14 protein-coding genes are annotated in these 18,115 nt (G+C 41.2%); 3 read left to right on the top strand and 11 right to left on the bottom strand.

From position 1 onward, the window contains the following. Positions 1-32: 32 nt before the first annotated feature. The 4 genes from RMA95_RS17375 to RMA95_RS17360 all read right to left on the bottom strand — a co-directional run bounded on the left by RMA95_RS17375 (position 33) and on the right by RMA95_RS17360 (position 4,894). Positions 33-317 (bottom strand): hypothetical protein, encoded by a 285-nt coding sequence (locus RMA95_RS17375; protein ID WP_311072205.1) that lies wholly within the window; start codon positions 315-317, stop codon positions 33-35. Between the two features lie 650 nt (positions 318-967). Continuing rightward, positions 968-2,314: an OprD family outer membrane porin gene (locus RMA95_RS17370; protein WP_311072204.1), complete on the bottom strand. Its 1,347-nt coding sequence runs from the start codon at positions 2,312-2,314 to the stop codon at positions 968-970. Between the two features lie 77 nt (positions 2,315-2,391). Continuing rightward, positions 2,392-3,777 carry an MFS transporter gene (locus RMA95_RS17365; RefSeq protein WP_311072203.1) on the bottom strand — a complete coding sequence of 462 codons (1,386 nt, stop codon included), beginning with the start codon at positions 3,775-3,777 and terminating at the stop codon, positions 2,392-2,394. 172 nt (positions 3,778-3,949) lie between these two features. After that, positions 3,950-4,894: a dihydrodipicolinate synthase family protein gene (locus RMA95_RS17360; RefSeq protein ID WP_272334576.1), complete on the bottom strand. Its 945-nt coding sequence runs from the start codon at positions 4,892-4,894 to the stop codon at positions 3,950-3,952. A gap of 185 nt (positions 4,895-5,079) precedes the next feature. Between RMA95_RS17360 and RMA95_RS17355 the strand changes: the two genes are divergently transcribed. The 3 genes from RMA95_RS17355 (at position 5,080) to RMA95_RS17345 (ending at position 8,943) form a co-directional block, all read left to right on the top strand. After that, positions 5,080-5,970 (top strand): LysR family transcriptional regulator, encoded by an 891-nt coding sequence (locus RMA95_RS17355; RefSeq protein ID WP_311072202.1) that lies wholly within the window; start codon positions 5,080-5,082, stop codon positions 5,968-5,970. 203 nt (positions 5,971-6,173) lie between these two features. Continuing rightward, positions 6,174-6,881 (top strand): YoaK family protein, encoded by a 708-nt coding sequence (locus tag RMA95_RS17350; protein WP_039254153.1) that lies wholly within the window; start codon positions 6,174-6,176, stop codon positions 6,879-6,881. 148 nt (positions 6,882-7,029) lie between these two features. Then, positions 7,030-8,943 (top strand): alpha/beta fold hydrolase, encoded by a 1,914-nt coding sequence (locus tag RMA95_RS17345; RefSeq protein WP_311072201.1) that lies wholly within the window; start codon positions 7,030-7,032, stop codon positions 8,941-8,943. 52 nt (positions 8,944-8,995) lie between these two features. Here RMA95_RS17345 and RMA95_RS17340 read toward each other — a convergent pair whose 3' ends face one another. The 7 genes from RMA95_RS17340 to betI all read right to left on the bottom strand — a co-directional run bounded on the left by RMA95_RS17340 (position 8,996) and on the right by betI (position 17,982). Next, positions 8,996-10,330: a basic amino acid/polyamine antiporter gene (locus RMA95_RS17340; protein WP_004703216.1), complete on the bottom strand. Its 1,335-nt coding sequence runs from the start codon at positions 10,328-10,330 to the stop codon at positions 8,996-8,998. Positions 10,331-10,335: 5 nt separating this feature from the next. Next, the gene (locus RMA95_RS17335; RefSeq protein ID WP_004703215.1) at positions 10,336-11,214 is read right to left on the bottom strand and encodes a homocysteine S-methyltransferase family protein; all 879 of its coding nucleotides are present in this window, start codon (positions 11,212-11,214) and stop codon (positions 10,336-10,338) included. Between the two features lie 215 nt (positions 11,215-11,429). Then, a complete protein-coding gene (locus RMA95_RS17330) occupies positions 11,430-11,900 on the bottom strand; it encodes a hypothetical protein (protein ID WP_311072200.1) in 471 nt (156 codons plus the stop codon). Between the two features lie 89 nt (positions 11,901-11,989). Further along, positions 11,990-13,630 carry a malate dehydrogenase (quinone) gene (mqo, locus tag RMA95_RS17325; RefSeq protein ID WP_019456938.1) on the bottom strand — a complete coding sequence of 547 codons (1,641 nt, stop codon included), beginning with the start codon at positions 13,628-13,630 and terminating at the stop codon, positions 11,990-11,992. Positions 13,631-14,139: 509 nt separating this feature from the next. Then, positions 14,140-15,798, bottom strand: a complete 1,659-nt coding sequence (betA, locus tag RMA95_RS17320) for a choline dehydrogenase (protein WP_311072198.1) — start codon at positions 15,796-15,798, stop codon at positions 14,140-14,142. Between the two features lie 95 nt (positions 15,799-15,893). After that, complete coding sequence (gene betB / locus RMA95_RS17315) at positions 15,894-17,366, bottom strand: betaine-aldehyde dehydrogenase (RefSeq protein ID WP_311072196.1); 1,473 nt, start codon at positions 17,364-17,366, stop codon at positions 15,894-15,896. After that, positions 17,359-17,982, bottom strand: coding sequence for a transcriptional regulator BetI (gene betI / locus RMA95_RS17310; protein ID WP_004703204.1), 624 nt, complete (start codon positions 17,980-17,982; stop codon positions 17,359-17,361). The genes betB and betI overlap by 8 nt, the downstream gene beginning before the upstream one ends. Positions 17,983-18,115: the final 133 nt, after the last annotated feature.

Below are 18,115 nucleotides of genomic sequence, written 5' to 3'. Positions count from 1 at the left end.
CGACACAGAGATAAGGGAGCTAAGCCAAATGCTTAGCCCATGTCATCTTTATCGCACCGCCGCATTACACTAAAAAAAGTAGGGGCAAAGTCCTGTGGGAGAGCAGGACTTTGCAAACTGACATGTTCTAGACCTTGCATGAGCTGATGCGAATACACTTGTTCAAGCCGTTGGTATATACAGTCGCAACTTGCGAGGGTGTGTCCACCCGACAGGCAAATTTCTTCAAACTCCTGCTGAGTGTGTATGTCACAACCCGAAACGCTGTAATCGCCGACAACAAGGCCTAAAACCAAAATAGTTTTATAAAATTTCATATTATTCTCGTGATGATTTGGGGATATCTCAATGAGAAAAAAATAAACTGCTATATTTAAAGTTTTAAAATCATTTTTTTAGGATGTAGTTAATCCGCCTGTAAGATAAGGAAAATAAAATGATTAAAATTTTAAAATAAAAATAATTTATAAATTAAAAACTTTAGATAATAGAAATCCTAAGTTTTAAATAAATAAAAAGTTTATAGGGGAGAGGGGATAAGTTTATATAGTGGCATGGTCAACTCCTTAGAATGTATGGAGTCCTACCACCGAAAATCACCGTCAATTGATTAGGGTGGTAGAACGAAAGAGGGTTGACAGACCGGACATACAGAACCAGCACACCCGAAGGTGTCCCCCTTCCGCCCTACCGTAACATTAGGGGGACGGTGGTTTTCACACAGATTTCTCCCTCAGAAGGATAAATCTGATGTGCTGTATGTAAAAACGGTCTGTCAAAACCGACTGGCAATGTAGGCCAGCGAGACCATAATAATCATAAGTTTTTAACAGGTCAATTCAATTTAAATAAAATATTATAAAAAATTAAAATATAAATTTATATTTTAATTAAACTCAAAAGTTTATCGATTTAAACTGGTGAATTAATAAATATAATAAAGTTAAACTAAACGTTTAACCTGCTCTTAAAATGTATAACGGTAATTAATAAATACACGGTGCTGGTCCCAATCTTTACGGGTCATACCATTTATTTTTTCACCTAGGTTTGCATTTTCAAACTTTGACTCATAATGCAAAAATGAATAACGCACATCTAAGTTTTTCACCCACGGCAGGGCATAACTCACCGTAAAGTCAAAGTAACGCTCTTTACCCTCAATATCACTGCTGATGTTACTTTGGTGAGCACCAAAGCCATAAATATACTTCGTTTCGGTTTTTAAACCTTTGACATAGTCTTTCCAGTTATATTTCAGCCGAAGGGCAACGGCGGTTTCATCATTATTGGTAAAGTCAGGGCCAATGGTCGCAGAAGTCGGAAACGGATTGGTGCCGTGGTCTTGCGTCAAAACCGAGTTACGGTCAGAGTGCACGGCAAAGTTATCTTCAATCCAAAAACCATCAAACTTTGAAACGGCAATGCCACCTTCAATATTATTCTTGGCTACATTTACATCGACAAAATAACCATTGCCACGGTTGTTAATGTCTTGGCCTTTGACACAGTCCAGCTCGGTTTCGGCACCACATTTAAACAGCTTGCCATCATCACGTGAGAAAAAAGCACCTGTGTTAAATGTCCACACAAGGCCATGCAAGGGCAATTTATATTGAGCAATTGCCCCATACTTTTTTAAATAATCTTTACTACTTAAATACTCGGCATTCACGCTCCAGTTTTTGTACTGATACTTGGCACCAAGCAAACCAACATAATCAATTCGCTCGTCATTCTCAGTGACAAACTTTTCAAAACTATCCGTGCTGCGCGGTTTCCAGCGGTCATAGTAAGCGATGTAAGTCTGTAGCTGATCATTCAGTTGAAACTGACCACTCGCACCCGAAAAAGTATCGGGTACTGCGCGGTTATTGGTGCTTTTAAGTAAAAGCGAGTCTTGCAATTGGCGGCCTAATTTAATTTCGCCTTTATCACCGAGTTTTGCTTTGATGTAGAGTTGCCCTAAAGTTGCAAAGTTCTGATCAAGCTTGCCGTTATTTTCGACTTCTAAAAGCTGAGCGCTCGGCTTGCCAGAATCAAATAACTTGGTGACTGCATAGAGTGAGCCATCTATCCCCAACCAGTCCCACAAGTAAGGTGACTGATAGTTTAACTCAAGCCCTAAAGCACTTTGTTCATATTCACTTGACGAAGGCGAAGGGTTGGCAAGTGTGGGGTGGGCAGTGCCTTCATCGTTCCAGTAACGGGTGTTAAGTTTTAATTCTAACTTGCCAAATTCTTGAGGAAGCTCTGCATACGCATTGCTCACACTGCCTAAACCAATACAGCCCCATAGCAAATATTTATTCATTTTAAATTCCTTTTTTAAGCATGAATAAGCCCTTTGCCTAACGCTGGGTTAGGCAAGCTTTTTATGAAATGGATGAATTAAGGAGAGAGTTTTTCGAGCACTTGGCCTTTGGTTTCAATGGCAAACAAGAAGGTTACAAGCCCACCAACGAGCGCCACAACGGCAAGCACACTAAACACATATTGAATGCCGTAACCACCAACCACTAGACCCACCATAACAGGCCCAATTGCAGAGCCGGCACGTAACCAAGCGGTACTAAAACCAATGCCCATCGCACGCAGGCGAGTAGGGTAAAGTTCGGCAGCGTAAAGGTATAAAGAGAATGAAATGGTCTGCAAAATCGCATAGCTAATCGTTGCGAAAATTACAACTTCCATTGCCGATTTTGCGCCTAAAATCGAAAGGCTCATGAGTGGAATAATCGCCAAGAAAAACGCTGCACTGTACCAAGGGCGACGGCCGACTTTATCAATCATTAAGGCACAGATAATAGAGGCAATTACACCTACACCCGATGTAATCCAGCCATAACCTAAACTGGTTTGCAGCGACAAGCCAAAGTGTTGTTTGTAAAGAGATGGTAGCCAAGTCACCATGGCATTGTTCACCATATACACGCAAAACCACATGCCCCACAGGGTAAAGGTACGTTTGCGGTAAATGCCACGGAACAGCTCACGCCAGTCGGTTTTTGCCATGCCTTGCGGGTTAATTTCTTTAACCACAGGTTCAGCCAAAGTTTTACCGCTTTTAATGGCACCTTCTTCAAAGCTTTTAACCACTTGATCGGCTTCTTTAAAGCGGCCTTTGGAAGCAAGCCAGCGTGGTGACTCAGGCAAGAAAAACCGTAAAGGAATAACCAGTAAAGATGGAATTAGGCCCACAATAAACATGACTTTCCAGCCGTAAATTGGCATCAGAAAAAACGCTGCCATACCTGCAAACATAAGACCAAGTGGGAATAAAACTTCATAGAGCAAGAAAAACTTACCGCGCTTTTCTGCACCAATAAATTCATTAATATAGGCACTCGCAACAGGTACTTCGCCACCTGTTCCAACACCTTGTAAGAAACGGAAAATTAATAGCGACATTCCGCTCCAAGCAAACAGACAAGAAATGTCCATTGCTACAAATAGTAAAATGGTAAAAGACAGCACTTTTAAACGACCAACTTTTTCGGCAAGAGAACCAAAGAAGATTGCTCCGACCAGTTGCCCGACATAGCCCGCGGCAATGATCGCACCGACATAGGCAGGCGTCAGGTGCCATTCGGTAATGAGTTGGGGTAAAGCAAAGGCAATCGCAAGAACAGTATAAGCGTCAAAAAAGGTCGCGATACCGATGGTAATTCGCATAAATTGCAATCGACCAGTGACGGGTAGCCGTTCAAGTCGTGCAATAATTTCCGCATTTTTTTGATGATGACTAATTTGTTCTACATCCGCTAGATTTGTCATCTTCTATCTCCTTATTACTACATTCCTCGTAGTTTTGTTGTTCTATTTCGCACTACCTGTTCACCACAGTTTGCATGCTTTTTATTATTGTTTTTAAGAGACATGCCCGATGTTTGGCCTCAGGCAGCGTACAGGAAAAAAAGGCTAGCGTACATGCTAGCCCGAATAGAATTTAAGCAACGGCTTGGGTTAAATCGACCTTGCCAATTCCAGCTTGACGCATTGCATCATGAATTTCTTGCTCAGCACCATCTGCCAGTGGAAGCAGAGGCGAACGCACAGTGGCATGGTCCAAAATTCCGCGAGCAACCAGTGCATGTTTAAGCGCGACTGTGCCTTCCATGTGTGAACCGCGGTGATAAACATTGCGAGTCACGGGTAATAATTGGTCGTGAATAGCACGTGCTTTAGCGTAATCTTTGGCTTTACCTGCTTTAATCATTTCAATTAACAGTTCAGGGGCAATGTTGCCATAGCCAACCAAAGCGCCGTCTACGTCAAACATGGTGTGAAGCAAATATTCATCGTGGCAAGTCAACACCTGTAAGTCTGGGCGTTCACGGCGAATAATCGGAATTTCGACATCCCAGCGACGCATATTACGCACACCATTTTTCATGGCAAACACACCTGGCTGTGCAGAAATATCGAGTAGAGTGTCTAGGTCGTAAGTGGCCTTCGTTGCATCTGGATATTGGAATAAAATAGATGGCAAACCACTTTCTTCATAAATTGCTTTATAGCGGTCTTGTGGTGCGCCTTTTTGATAGCCAAAACGCAACCAGCCATGTGAAGGGTAAATCAAACCTGCCGAAGCACCTGCGCTCACTGCACGTTTTGCTTCTTCTGCTGCAACCGAAGTACCTTCGAGCGTAATCCCTGCGATTACCGGAATTTTGTCATCTACCGATTTAACAAAGCTTTCGATGACCTGCATTTGTTCTTTTTGCGACAAGAATGTTCCTTCACCTGCATGTCCAAGAACAACCAAGCCCTTCACACCATCAATACTGCCTAACCATGAACCTAAACGTTGAATTGCATCATAGTCTACTTGTCCGTCACGGGTAAAAGGAGTCACAGGTGCTGGGGTTAATCCACGTAAATCTAAACTCATAATCGTACTTCCTATACAGTGTAATTAAATATTCTCTGGTTCTTAATCTGACTTAAATCGTGTTGTAGAGAACATGATTGGAGTATAGAAATAGGTGAGCTATGTAGGAATTACCAATTCTTGAATTTCAGTTATACTGAAAATGTATAGCTCAAAAGTGCTAGTTTACGATTTAGGAAGAATCGATGAATTATGATTTATGGAAAATATTTTTAGACGCGGTGGAACTCGGTAGCTTAAGCAAAGTCGCGATGCTGCATAACACCAACCAACCGCAAATCAGTCGGCAAATGAACGAGCTTGAGGCGCAATGTGGTGGTCGCTTATTTAACCGAACTGGACGTGGCGTCGAACTCACCGATTTAGGTCAGCATTTACTTCCTAAGATTCGTTCATGGCTAAACGTAACCGACCAACTCAATAATGAAATTTTGCACTCGACCGATACCCCGATTGGTACGGTTCGCATTGCCAGTTTGCCATCTACTGCACATCCCTTGTTATCGACCCTCTATAAAGTGCTTCAAGAGAAATATCCCTTAATTAAACTGTCGGTCCGTGAAGGGCAAGGGGTACATTTAGAAAAATGGCTCGAAGATGGCAGCGTCGATTTAGCTATACTCTATCGGTTTAATCCGACACCTAAACAGGGCGATGTTTACCTTACCGAAGCCGATACCTATTTGGTCGGCTGCGAAGGCGATGTGCTCACTCAGGCCAATGAAGTCGAATTTAAAGCAGTAAGTGAGTTACCTCTGGTCACCTTTTGCAGGCCAAGTAACTGGCGCAATTTTTTAGACCACATGGCCTATGAAAATGGGGTAGAGCTGAATATTATGTTTGAAGCCGACTCGATTAGTTTGCAAACCCATTTGGTTTCCGAGTCTCGCATGTACACCATGCTGGGGCCGCAAGCGTTAAAGAAGGCCAGCCAATACACCTCAATTCAAGCCGCAAAAATTATTAATCCTGCGCTCAAGCGCTATATTTCTTTGTCTATTTCTAAACATGGCTATTTAACGCCCGCGTGTAAGGCGGTGATGGAAGAAATTAGGGATTTGGCTGATTTGCTTTAATCAAACCGTAACTTTATGACTGATACTGTTGCATGGTGCGCATCATAATTGTTGCCATTTTAAAGACAGTGTTGCGACATTAAACAGTCTATGTTTTTACATGCTTTTTTGTTTTTATAAATGCTTTAGCTTTGATTTGTTTTTAAATATTTAAAACATCTTTTTAGTGAATTTAATGACTTTAAAATAACAGGATGCTGTTTATGCCAGAGACCTCAATTCAACAAGAGACACAAAGTACATGGGCACTATGTCGCGATCCTGTTTTACTGACTATGGTTGGTGGAGCAATTGATACCATTGGCTTTATTGCGTTATTTGGTTTTTTTACAGCGCATGTGACGGGTAACTTGGTACTGGCAGGAGCGGCTTTGGTGAAGGGCGGTACAGGTGTCTGGATTAAGCTTGCTGCTATTCCATTGTTTATTTTGACGGTGGTGATTACCAAACTGTTAATTGACCGTAGTCAGGTTAAACACAAAACACTGTCTTATTTATTTTTGTTTGAAGCTATTTTCCTGTGTGCCTTTATGGTTGCTGGGCTTTACTTTGAGCCATTTAAAAATGCCGATGCGATTACCGTTGCTATCACGGGTGGCCTCGGTTTAATTGCTTTAGCTATTCGTAATACCTCAAGTAAAACCCTCATTAAAAATATTAGCCCAAGTACCATGATGACAGGCAACACCACCCAGCTTGGTATTGATATTGCCAACTTGCTTAAAAACAATAACGCAGCCAATCGGGCAAGTCTGCTTAAAAGTGCCAGTATTGTCATTGGCTTTGTGATTGGTGCTTTTATGGGGGCTGTGCTTTATGTCTATTTTGACTTTTGGAGTGTAGCGCCGTTTATTTTACCTATCCTTTATTTTTCTTATTTGGCTTCACAGCAGAAGTTTAAACAAGCTTAAACAGAGCTGTTGAAAGAGCCTGAATTTTAAGAAATTCGGGCTTTTATTTTTTTAGTAAAGCACCATTGAAGCTGAGCTGAAATTGTTCGTTCACAGCTTTACAGGCATAATGACGAGTGGGGAAATACATTCGATAAAGGAATGCACAATGACAAAGTCTGGCCATTATTTAGTGCTTGCAATAATGGGACTGCTTAGCGGTTGTCAGGTCATTCATTTAAAAGAAAGTAACTTAAGCAGCGCTTTAAAAAGTAAAAATGAAAGCATTTTGACCGACAATACTTTAAGCCATCAAACCCAAAACTTGCTGTATTTGGTCAAAGAAAATGAAAAGTCTTGTCTGCAAAATTTTGACGATTGTTTAAAGAAAATTCAGGGACTGTCTGAAAATAGCAGCCGAGAAGAACGTTATGCTGCGCTGAGTGAAATATACTTAGCCAAAGCTTTAGATGTGGGACGTAGTAGTCAGTGTAATGTAGGTAGTAAAAATAATCGTTGTGTCGAGCAAGAGTTAACACTGTTTGATAAAAGCTTGCGTTATAGCTATGTCTATTTGTTTGACTCTGAAGAGTCGCCGTTCGATCGAGTGTTTGACCATCGCCAAAATCAGGTGCGTATTTTTTATAACGTGGCTTTGTCAAAGCTTATGACCACGTATTTTAATCATTTAAATACGCTTCATTTCCCACCGTTACTAAAAGCAGATGGGCATGAGTACCACGTCAACTTTGATCATGCAGTAGATGTACAAAACATTGAAGTCGATACCTTTCGCTCTAGCTATAACATGAACTTTTCAGGGTTTAATACCGTAAACCGTAAGGATGGTTTAGGTGCCGAGTTTATCGTGGGGCGTAAGGAGCATGATGTAAATCATGGTTTTATTTTAGACCCCGACGCTTTTTACGCTCACCAGAGCAATCCGAACATACATTTACCACGCTTCTTTCCAGTCACTGCTATTGCGTACCCAAAACAAAAAGCCACAGCCGATCAGATCATTGCTGGGGCAGATTTGGAAATTTCCATGTTTGACCCTTATCGGCAGGACCGTGTAAAAGTTGAAGGTGTGGACTATCCGCTCACTGCAAACTATTCGGCGCCTTATGGGCTGTGGCTGTCAAAATATAATTTAGGTGCAGCAGGTTATTGGTCTTTAATTAATAAAGAAGCCAATTTGATTATGCCGCATTTATATATGCTGGAGCCTTTTAACCCGAATAAGAAGATTATTGTGTTTGTTCATGGTTTGGCCAGTAGCCCAGAGGCGTGGGTGAGTCTAACCAATGACATTATGGGCGATGCCGAATTAAGACAAAACTATCAAGTTTGGCAAGTGTTTTATTCAACCAATATGCCGATTTTTGAAAGTCGTTTTCAGATTTATTCATTGCTGAATCAGGCTTTTCAAAATGTTGCCAAAGACAGCTATGCTGCACACGATGCAGTGTTAGTTGGACATAGTATGGGTGGAGTGATTAGCCGCCTATTAGTAAGCGATGCTGATGTTTCAGAGCAAGCCATGCAAAAAATGAATGAAGCTCAGCTAAATCGTTTAAAGCAAAATCCTGTTATTCGAGAGCGCTTTCAGTTCAAGACTTTGCCCTATTTTAAGCGGGTTGTTTTTGTTTCGGCGCCGCATCATGGTACTGACTACGCTGATCGATGGTTTACCCAAATTGCTCGCCGTGTTATTCGTTTGCCTGCTGACTTTTTTATTGCGGTCGAAATGAGAGATGAGAAAAACACAAAGCTCAGAAAAGGTTTAATTGAAAACGGAGCGAGTAATTTAAGTCGCTCTTCTAGCTTTATGCAACTTACGCAAGCCATTCAGCCATCGTCCAACGTGGTCTATCACTCGATTATGGGTAATATAAATGGTACGGCGGATAAGTTAAAAAGCAGTGACGGGATTGTACCGTATCAAAGTTCACATTTAGGTGGGGAGCAGTCGGAGCTGATTATTAAAGGTGGGCATTCAATTCAAACTAGCCCTGAGGCAATTTTAGAATTACGTCGTATTTTAAGGTTGCATTTAAAGCAGTCGCAGCTTTCAAAATAGAATTTTTGTTTTAGAAAACCACTGCTGACAGACTCAACAGTGGTTGAAGTGATTAATTAAGCTGGTTTTGTTTGAGCGATTTTTTATGCTCAAAGTAGCTGATTGAAAAAATAACCAAGCCAACCAAATACAACACGCCAGACAACAGCAGCAAGTCTAAACCTGCTGCATAGAGCAACCAAAGTGCATAGATTGAAGCGACACTTGCAATAGCGATATGCGGCGTGCGTTTATGGCGAATGGATTCTTTAAGATAAAAAGCCGACACCAGAAAATAAGGCAGCAAAATCATGACCGATGAAATCAGTAAAAGCTGAGTGTAGTTTTTATTGAAAAAATACACGGCAATCAGAGAGCCTTGTACCACAATAGTAGTGAGCCAAAGTGATGAAATCGGTACATTGTTCTGATTATTCTTTAAAAATAATTTAGGGAATGCACCATTTTTTGCGGCTAGATATGGAATTTCGGTCGCAAATAACGTCCAGCTTAAATAAGAAGATGAAACTGAAATAATCAGGCCGATGGTAATAATGATGGTACCCGGTAAGCCGATCAATTGCTGCAAAATGGTCGCCATAGATGGGTTATGCATGCCTGCAAGGGCTTCACGACTTGCCACACCATAAGCCAGTACTGTCACCATGACGTAAAAACTTAACGCCAGTAACACACCTAAAATCGTCGCTTTACCAATGTCATTACGGTTCTTTGCACGCGATGATAAAACCACAGCACCTTCAATACCCGTAAATACCCAAAGGGTAATGAGCATCAGGTCTTTGACTTGCTGCCAAAGGGGAACTTTTAAAGAGAAGTCATTTAAGTTGAGTTTGAATAAATCAAACTTAAAGGCAATAAAGGTAAAGAAGATGAAAACCACCATTGGAATAATTTTGGCAATGGTCGCTAGCAAATTTACAACAGCGGCTTCTTTAATGCCTCGGCTCACTAACCAATGCACCAGCCATACAAAAATGCTTGAGCCAATCAGAGAGTAGAGTGTATTACCTTCACCAAAAATAATATGGTCTTTGCTGTCGGTAAACATGCCAACACCTGAAAAGGCAATGACCACATAGCCGACAATACCAATGGTGGTACATAACCAATAACCCCACGCCGAGCAAAACCCGATGAGATCTCCAAATCCTTCCCGCGCATAGTTATAAATACCGCCGTCTAGATCTGGTCGTTGACGGGTTAAATGCAACAATGACAGGGCTAAGAAAATAATGCCGACTCCGGTAATGAGCCATGCAACAAGAAGGGCAGAGCCGTTGGCAACTTGAGCCATATTTTGGGGAAGGCTAAATACACCAGACCCCACCATAGAGCTAAATACCAGCGCTGTAAGAGACAACAATCCGATTTTGGCAGCAGACATGGTATTTATTCTTTAAAAAATTGAGAAAGTTCAGCAATGTGTTCTGGTCCAATACCACAGCAACCGCCAACCAGACTTGCACCTGCTTGCTGCCACTGTTTAGCAAAACCAAGATAAGCTGGAGCATCTAAGTCTTTACGGATTTCATCTAAGCCATCATTGGCTGTAGCGCTGTCATCTTGCGGTGGGAAAGCGTTGGCATAGGCGCCAATTTGTACAGACTCTGGAATAAGTCCTTTAATCTCATTAATCGCTTGCAAGATCACTTCAGGTTGGCAGCAGTTAAACAATACTGCTTTGGCATTTGATTGTTTGATGAAATCAGCCACTTGCTGCATGTTTTCGCCTGAACGAAGTAAAGCTTGTTCTTGTTTAATTTCATCTTGCAGCGTAAATGACACCCAATAGTCCTTACCATCTTGTGGCAATAACGCGTGTACTGTTTCAACTTCTTTTAAGCAAGACTGAGTTTCAGCGAGCCAGAAATCTACTTCTGGTGCTAATGTGTTAATGATAGGCTCAGCTAGGTTTTTAGCCTGTTCTGGTTGGAACAAGTCTGCACGGTAAGAACCAAATAACGGTGGTAAGCAGCCTGCGATTTTGACATTTTTGCCGCTTTCTTTAACTGCATTTTTCGCTTGTTCGATGGCAACTTTAATTAAACGTACGCCGTCAGTTTCAAAGCGTTCCTGACCAATGTGAAATGGTACAACAGCGTAGTTATTAGTCGTAATGACTTCTGCACCAGCATTAATAAAGTCGAGGTGAACTTCTTTTACTGTTTCAGGTGCTTCAATAAGTGCTAAAGCAGACCATTCTGGTTGACGAAATGGAGCGCCACGACGGGCCAATTCACGGCCTAAACCGCCATCTAAAATTTTCATAAATTACAACATAAAGGGAGAAAAATAATTCAGCTAATCTAACGCGTAGGTGAATTCTATTCAATCACTAATATGCTCGATATATTTCAAAAAAAATGAGATGGTTATGAAAATTTTTTCTTAAAAGGAATTCTGTAAATGATGTTCAGTTTTACTGATGAACTTCACGTGAAAATGAGCGTGTATTGGTTTGCAAACATAGAATGAAAACGATCTTACAAAGCGCCATATTGTTGCCAGCTTTCACCTGTATGCTGTGTTTTATAATAGGCTTGAAGTTGTTTAAGCTGTGAAAAATGTATACCTGACCACACCAATACACTGATCACTATTAAAATCTTAAATACATTACGAAGTTTATTTAGGCGGGAAAAAGCCAGTAGAACAAAAAATAGTGCAGGTAAAAATATAAAGAACTGGAGAGGTGAGAAAAATAGATGAGCTGTGCTGAAATATAACGCAATTGCGCTTATGAATACATTTAAAACAGCACATAGTTTTTGATATTTACCGAGCTTAAATGCATAGGCAGTGATAATAAATAATACGGCTGAGCTGACATAAATTGCTGTACCACCAATCATCCACATATAAAACCCGCTTAACAAAAGATAAGCCAGTAGCAAAATAAGTACGAGCTTAAAACAAAATGACAAGAGGCGAGGTGATGCGTTTAAAGGCGTCATAGCGAATCTATATCTCAACTGAGGTCTTAAAATACAAAAGGACGAATCGAGATTCATCCTTTTGATATTTTACTTATACATCCTCAAACTTAGTTTGCTTTTGCAACAGGGGCAGCAGCAGATTCATCGTTTGCAGCTTTGAATGGAGATGTATAGTTCAAGCCAAGCGTAGAACTTGTGTACTGACGAACTTTGTCGAGTAACACAGGGTCTTTGCTCAAGTCTTGCTTATAAGAAACCACGATTTCATGAAGTTTTTGGTTCCACTTACCTTCAGTTTGCTGAGGGAAAGCTTTTTCAAGTAAGTTAAGCATGATGTATGGAGAAGTCGAAGCACCCGGAGACGCACCTAACAACGCAGTTACAGCGCCATCTTTAGAAGCAAAGATTTCTGTACCGAATTGAAGTGTTGCTGGTTTACCTGGTTCTTTCTTGATGATCTGAACACGTTGACCACCTTGGCTTAAACGCCAGTCTTCAGCTTTGGCATCTGGGTAGTATTTACGAAGTTCATTTAGACGGTCTTGGTCTGACATCATCACTTGGCTCACCAAGTATTTAACAAGATCAAGGTTTTCCAAGCCAACAGTGGTCATTGGTAAAATGTTGTTTTTGTTGGTTGATGCAAGCAAATCAAGCTGTGAACCATTTTTCAGGAACTTGTTTGAATAGGTTGCAAATGGTCCAAACAATACATATTTTTTACCGTCGATATAACGTGTATCAATATGTGGCACAGACATTGGAGGCGCACCAAGTTCAGCACGACCATATACTTTTGCGGTATGTTGAGCAGTAATTGCTGGGTTATCAGTAATTAAGAACTCACCACCTACAGGGAAGCCAGCATATTGTTTCGCTTCTGGTAAACCAGTAAGTTGCAATAATTTAACCGCTGCACCACCTGCACCGATAAATACAAAACGTGTTTTAACGTGATCTGTTTTACCAGTTTTTAAATCTTTGAAAGTTACAGTCCAAGTTTTGTCATCATTTTGGCTGATGCCAGAAACTTCGGTTGAAGTCTGTAATTTGAAATTTGGGTTTTGGCTTAAGTGTTTTACTAACTGATTCGTGATTGAACCGTAGTTAACGTCTGAACCAACTTCCATACGCGTCGCTGCAACTTTTTGAGTTGGGTCACGATCGTTCATCACTAAAGGTGCCCATTGCTTAATCACAGCTGGGTCTTCAGTAAATTTCATACCTTTGAACAACGGGCTTTGAATCATGGCAGCATAACGTTTTTCTAAGAACTGAACGTTATCGCCCCAAACGAAAGCAATGTGTGGAACAGGGTTAATGAATGATTTTGGTTCAGCTAAAACGCCTTGTTTTACCTGATATGACCAGAACTGTTTTGCTACTTCAAACTGAGAAGCAACTTTTTCAGCTTTGGCAATTTCCATCTTACCGTTTTTCTCTTCGGTATAGTTCATTTCCATAAAGCCAGAGTGGCCTGTTCCGGCATTGTTAAAGCCGTTTGAACTTTCTTGAGCAACTTGGTCAAGACGCTCATACATACGAATTTGCCAATTCGGTTCAAGCTCAGTGAAGTAAGTACCGAGAGTGGCACTCATGATGCCGCCGCCAACAAGAACGGCATCAACAACTGGCTCATCTTTTGCAGTTTGCACTTGTTTTGACGCAATCGGTCTAAACAAGAAAACAATACCTGCAATTAAAATAATAATGATTAATACCAGAAGGTATTTCAAAAACTTTTTCATGCAAGGGGAACCTTAAAATAAGTTATTTGAGTCACTTAAGGTGTGAGGAAACCTAGACAGCGTATCCAGACAAAACGGATATAAATGCGAAAGTAAAATTCTCCAAAACAGAGAACTTTAAAAAAAGAAAAATTACTTGGGATTATCGCAAACACTCTATATTTTAGACTAATTTTGCATTGACAAGACAATTTTTATAATAAATGGGTTCTATCAAAATCATAAATATGATTTATATTTAATCAAATTAAGCTTTTATAAGATTATTTTTTGCTGATATTTTTATATAAGCATTTGAAAATTATTAATTTAGATAATTTGGTTAAAATTAAACCACTTGATGGTAATTTGCCTATAAAAATAGATTAATTTTTATTTCATGCCATATTGGTGTAAATGTTTAGCTTATAGCCGCTTATTTTTTGTCATACATAGTTCTTATTAATGTTTGTGCAATACCTATTAAATTAAGGGCATATTTCTGTATAAGAAATATGCCCTTAACGGTTTTATGACGCGACATAGAACGGTGCAGTTGAACGTGGTAATGCTTCACGTCCACGAATTTGGTCTGCAATTTTCTCGGCAAGCATGATGGTGGTGGCATTTAAGTTACCCGTAATAATGAGCGGCATAACTGAGGCATCGACCACACGTAAACCATTCATACCGTGTACACGGCCTTGACCATCTACAACAGCCATCTCATCTTCACCCATCTTACAGCTACAAGAAGGATGGTAAGCTGTTTCTGCATGGTTACGAACAAAGTCATCAAGCTCTGCATCACTTTGCAAATGTTTACCCGGACTAATTTCTTCACCACGATATGGATCAAGCGCAGGTTGCTGCATGATTTCACGTGTAATACGAATTGCATCGCGGAACTCACGCCAGTCTTGTTCAGTCGACATGTAGTTAAACAAAATACTTGGATGTGCAAACGGATCTTTCGATTTAAGTTTGATACGACCACGTGAAGGCGAGCGCATTGAACCGACGTGTGCTTGGAAACCATGCTCTTTTACCGCATTACTACCGTTGTAGTTAATCGCAACTGGCAAGAAATGGTACTGGATGTTTGGCCACTTGAACTCATCGGAACTACGGATAAATCCACCCGCTTCAAACTGGTTACTTGCGCCAACACCTGTACCATTAAATAACCACTCGGCACCAATGGCAGGTTGGTTATACCATTTTAAAGCAGGGTATAAAGAAACAGGTTGCTTACATTTATACTGTAAGTACATTTCTAAGTGGTCTTGCAGGTTTTCACCTACACCCGGCAAATCATGAACCACATCAATATCCATTGATTTTAAGAAGGTACTTTGACCTACGCCTGAGCGTTGTAAAATTTGCGGTGACGCAATTGCACCTGCGCAAAGTAATACTTCGCGTTTAACCAAAGCACGCTGTAAGTTGTTTTGGTCGGCACCAATAATGTATTCAACACCAATCGCTTGTTTTTGATTAAACAAGATTTTATTGGTCGTTGCATGAGTCAAAATAGTCAGGTTTGGACGACCTTTTGCCATATCTAAATAACCACGTGCGGTACTTGAGCGGCGACCTTTAGGCGTAACTGTACGGTCCATTGGACCAAAGCCTTCTTGCTGATAACCATTTAAATCGTCAGTACGTGGGTAACCTGCTTGCACACCTGCTTCAACCATGGCATGGAACAATACATTGTTGCCATTTTTTGGTGTAGCCACTGATACAGGGCCGTTATCACCATGGTAGTCATTGCCACCAATGTCACGAGTTTCGGCTTTTTTGTAGTAAGGCAAACAATCGGCATAAGTCCAGTTTTCAAGGCCTTTATGAGTTGCCCATTGTTCTAAATCCATCGCGTTACCGCGGATATAGCACATGCCGTTAATTAAAGATGAGCCACCTAAACCTTTACCACGACCACATTCCATACGGCGGTTATTCATGTGTGGTTCAGGGTCAGTTAAATAAGCCCAGTTATAGCGACGACCTTGAAGAGGGTAGGCCAAAGCTGCTGGCATTTGTGTACGGAAATCTAAGCGATAATCTGGTCCGCCCGCTTCTAAGAGTAAAACGGTGGTATCTTTGTCTTCGGTAAGACGCGCAGCGAGTACATTTCCGGCAGATCCTGCGCCAATAATAATGTAATCATATTCTTTAATATTCATAACTATCCTTTTTTTACTAACAGTTTGCCTGAGCAATCTATAAAGACTGCTCGGCATATGTGATTTAGGTTGAAGGTTTTAGAGCGATTGCGGCATTAAAAAATGCTTTGATAATCGCCAAGTTCAACTTGAATAGATTTGATACGGGTATAGTGCCCAAGCGTGGTTAAGCCATTTTCGCGGCCCACACCAGATTGCTTGTAGCCACCGACTGGCATTTCGGCAGGTGATTCACCCCAAGTGTTAATCCAGCAAATACCAGCTTCAATTTGGTGAATAATGCGATGAGCGCGGCTAATATCTTGAGTGACCACACCAGCAGCTAAACCAAAGGTCGTGTTGTTGGCACGACGGATGACTTCTTCTTCGGTTTCATAGCTTAAGATGCTCATGACAGGTCCAAAAATTTCTTCTTGAACAATCGCCATTTGGTCGGTACAGTCGCTAAATACTGTCGGTAGTACATAAGCGCCTTTGGCAAGCTCGCCTTCGGTCGCACGACCACCACCGATTAATACTTTAGCGCCTTGTTGTTTGCCTGACTCAATGAAAGACAACACTTTTTCCATATGAGGGAAGCTGGTGAGCGGACCGAAGTTGGTGTCTTCAGCCATTGGGTCACCAATGCGAATACGTTTTACGCGCTCTACAACGGCTTTTTCAAATTCGGCTAAACGTGATTTTGGAACAAATACACGCGTACCGTTGGTACATACTTGACCTGAGCTAAAGAAGTTCGCCATGACAGCAATGTCTGCGGCACGGTTAAGGTCAGCATCTTCACAAATAATGAGTGGTGATTTACCACCAAGCTCCATAGTCACTTCTTTTAGTGTAGAGCCAGCAGCGCTTGCCATGACTTTTTTGCCTGTTTCCACACCACCAGTGAATGAGATTTTTTCAATCACAGGATGTTCTGTGAGCCATTGACCAATTTCACGACCAGCACCTTGTACCACGTTAAATACGCCGTCTGGTAAGCCAGCTTCTGTATAGATTTCTGCAAGTTTAAATGCAGTAAGTGGGGTTGTTTCGCTTGGCTTGAAAATCATGGCATTGCCTGCAGCAAGGGCAGGGGCAGATTTCCATAAAGCGATTTGAATTGGATAGTTCCAGGCACCAATACCTGCAACCACGCCTAAAGGTTCGCGGCGTGTATAAAAGAAACTTGATTCGCGAAGTGGAACTTGTTCGCCCTGAATAGCGGTTGCAAGTCCTGCGTAGTATTCGAGTACATCTGCACCAGTCACAATATCGACGGTAGATGTTTCGCTGTAGGCTTTACCGGTGTCGAGTGTTTCAAGACGGGCAAGCTCATCATTACGTTCACGGAGAATATCGACAGCACGACGTAAAATACGTGAACGCTCCATAGCGGTCATGGCTGCCCAGATTTTTTGTCCTTGTTGGGCACTTTTTACAGCAGCTTCAATATCTTGTTCAGATGCCTGTTGAAGAATCGCGATAGTCTCGCCGTTGGCAGGGTTAATACTATTAAATGTTTTACCACTGGTTGCTTCAACGTAGCGTCCATGGATATACAGTTGATAAACTTGTACATCACTCATTTTGTCTCTCCTGCAAAGGCTTGTTCGCAAATTGCAATTGCGTTTTTACATAATCGTAAGCAATGGAACGGGCCAGTTCGCTATCAAATTCGTTATGACGGCTTAAACTGCCACGTAGCCATAATCCATCAATCAATGCTGCCAAACCTCTTGCGGCAACACTGGCCTGTTGTTCATCTATTAACTTGAGAAAATAAAACTTCAAGTTGGAGTACAGGCGTTGATCATTAATCTTTTGCAAACGGCTCAGGTCTGGTACATGCATACTTGCAGACCAAAAGTCTAACCAGACCCGCATTGCTTTTTCATTTACCTGACTAATGTCAAAGTTAGAGTCAATAATTGCCTTAATCTGGCTTTCCGGATGCGAATCTGCTTCTGCTCTGTATTGTTCGGTTTTCCGACGCAAAACATTGAGCATTTCTTGCATACAGGTATTTATTAACCCTTGTTTGTCGCCAAAATAATGGCTAACAATGCCGGTCGACAACTCGGCTTTTTTTGCAATTTGTGCAATGGTGGTATTGGATAACCCCACTTCATAAATTACGTCGAGTGCAGCGTTCATAATCTCTTCACGGCGCACATGCTCTGGTTTTACTCTGCGTTTTGTCATGATTGTCCACATCAGCACTTTTACGGGTGCTTTAAATTCAGCATGTTAACTTGCAGAGCATCATAGCACTTTTTTTATCATACTTGTTATTGATTGAACGTTCAATCAATAACAAGTATGATGTGTAAAAATC

This window comes from Acinetobacter sp. V110_1 (genome assembly GCF_031798975.1).
Lineage (GTDB): Bacteria > Pseudomonadota > Gammaproteobacteria > Pseudomonadales > Moraxellaceae > Acinetobacter > Acinetobacter nosocomialis_A.
The sequence above is the reverse complement of the archived record's forward strand: the minus strand, read 5'-3'. Positions and strand labels throughout refer to the sequence as shown.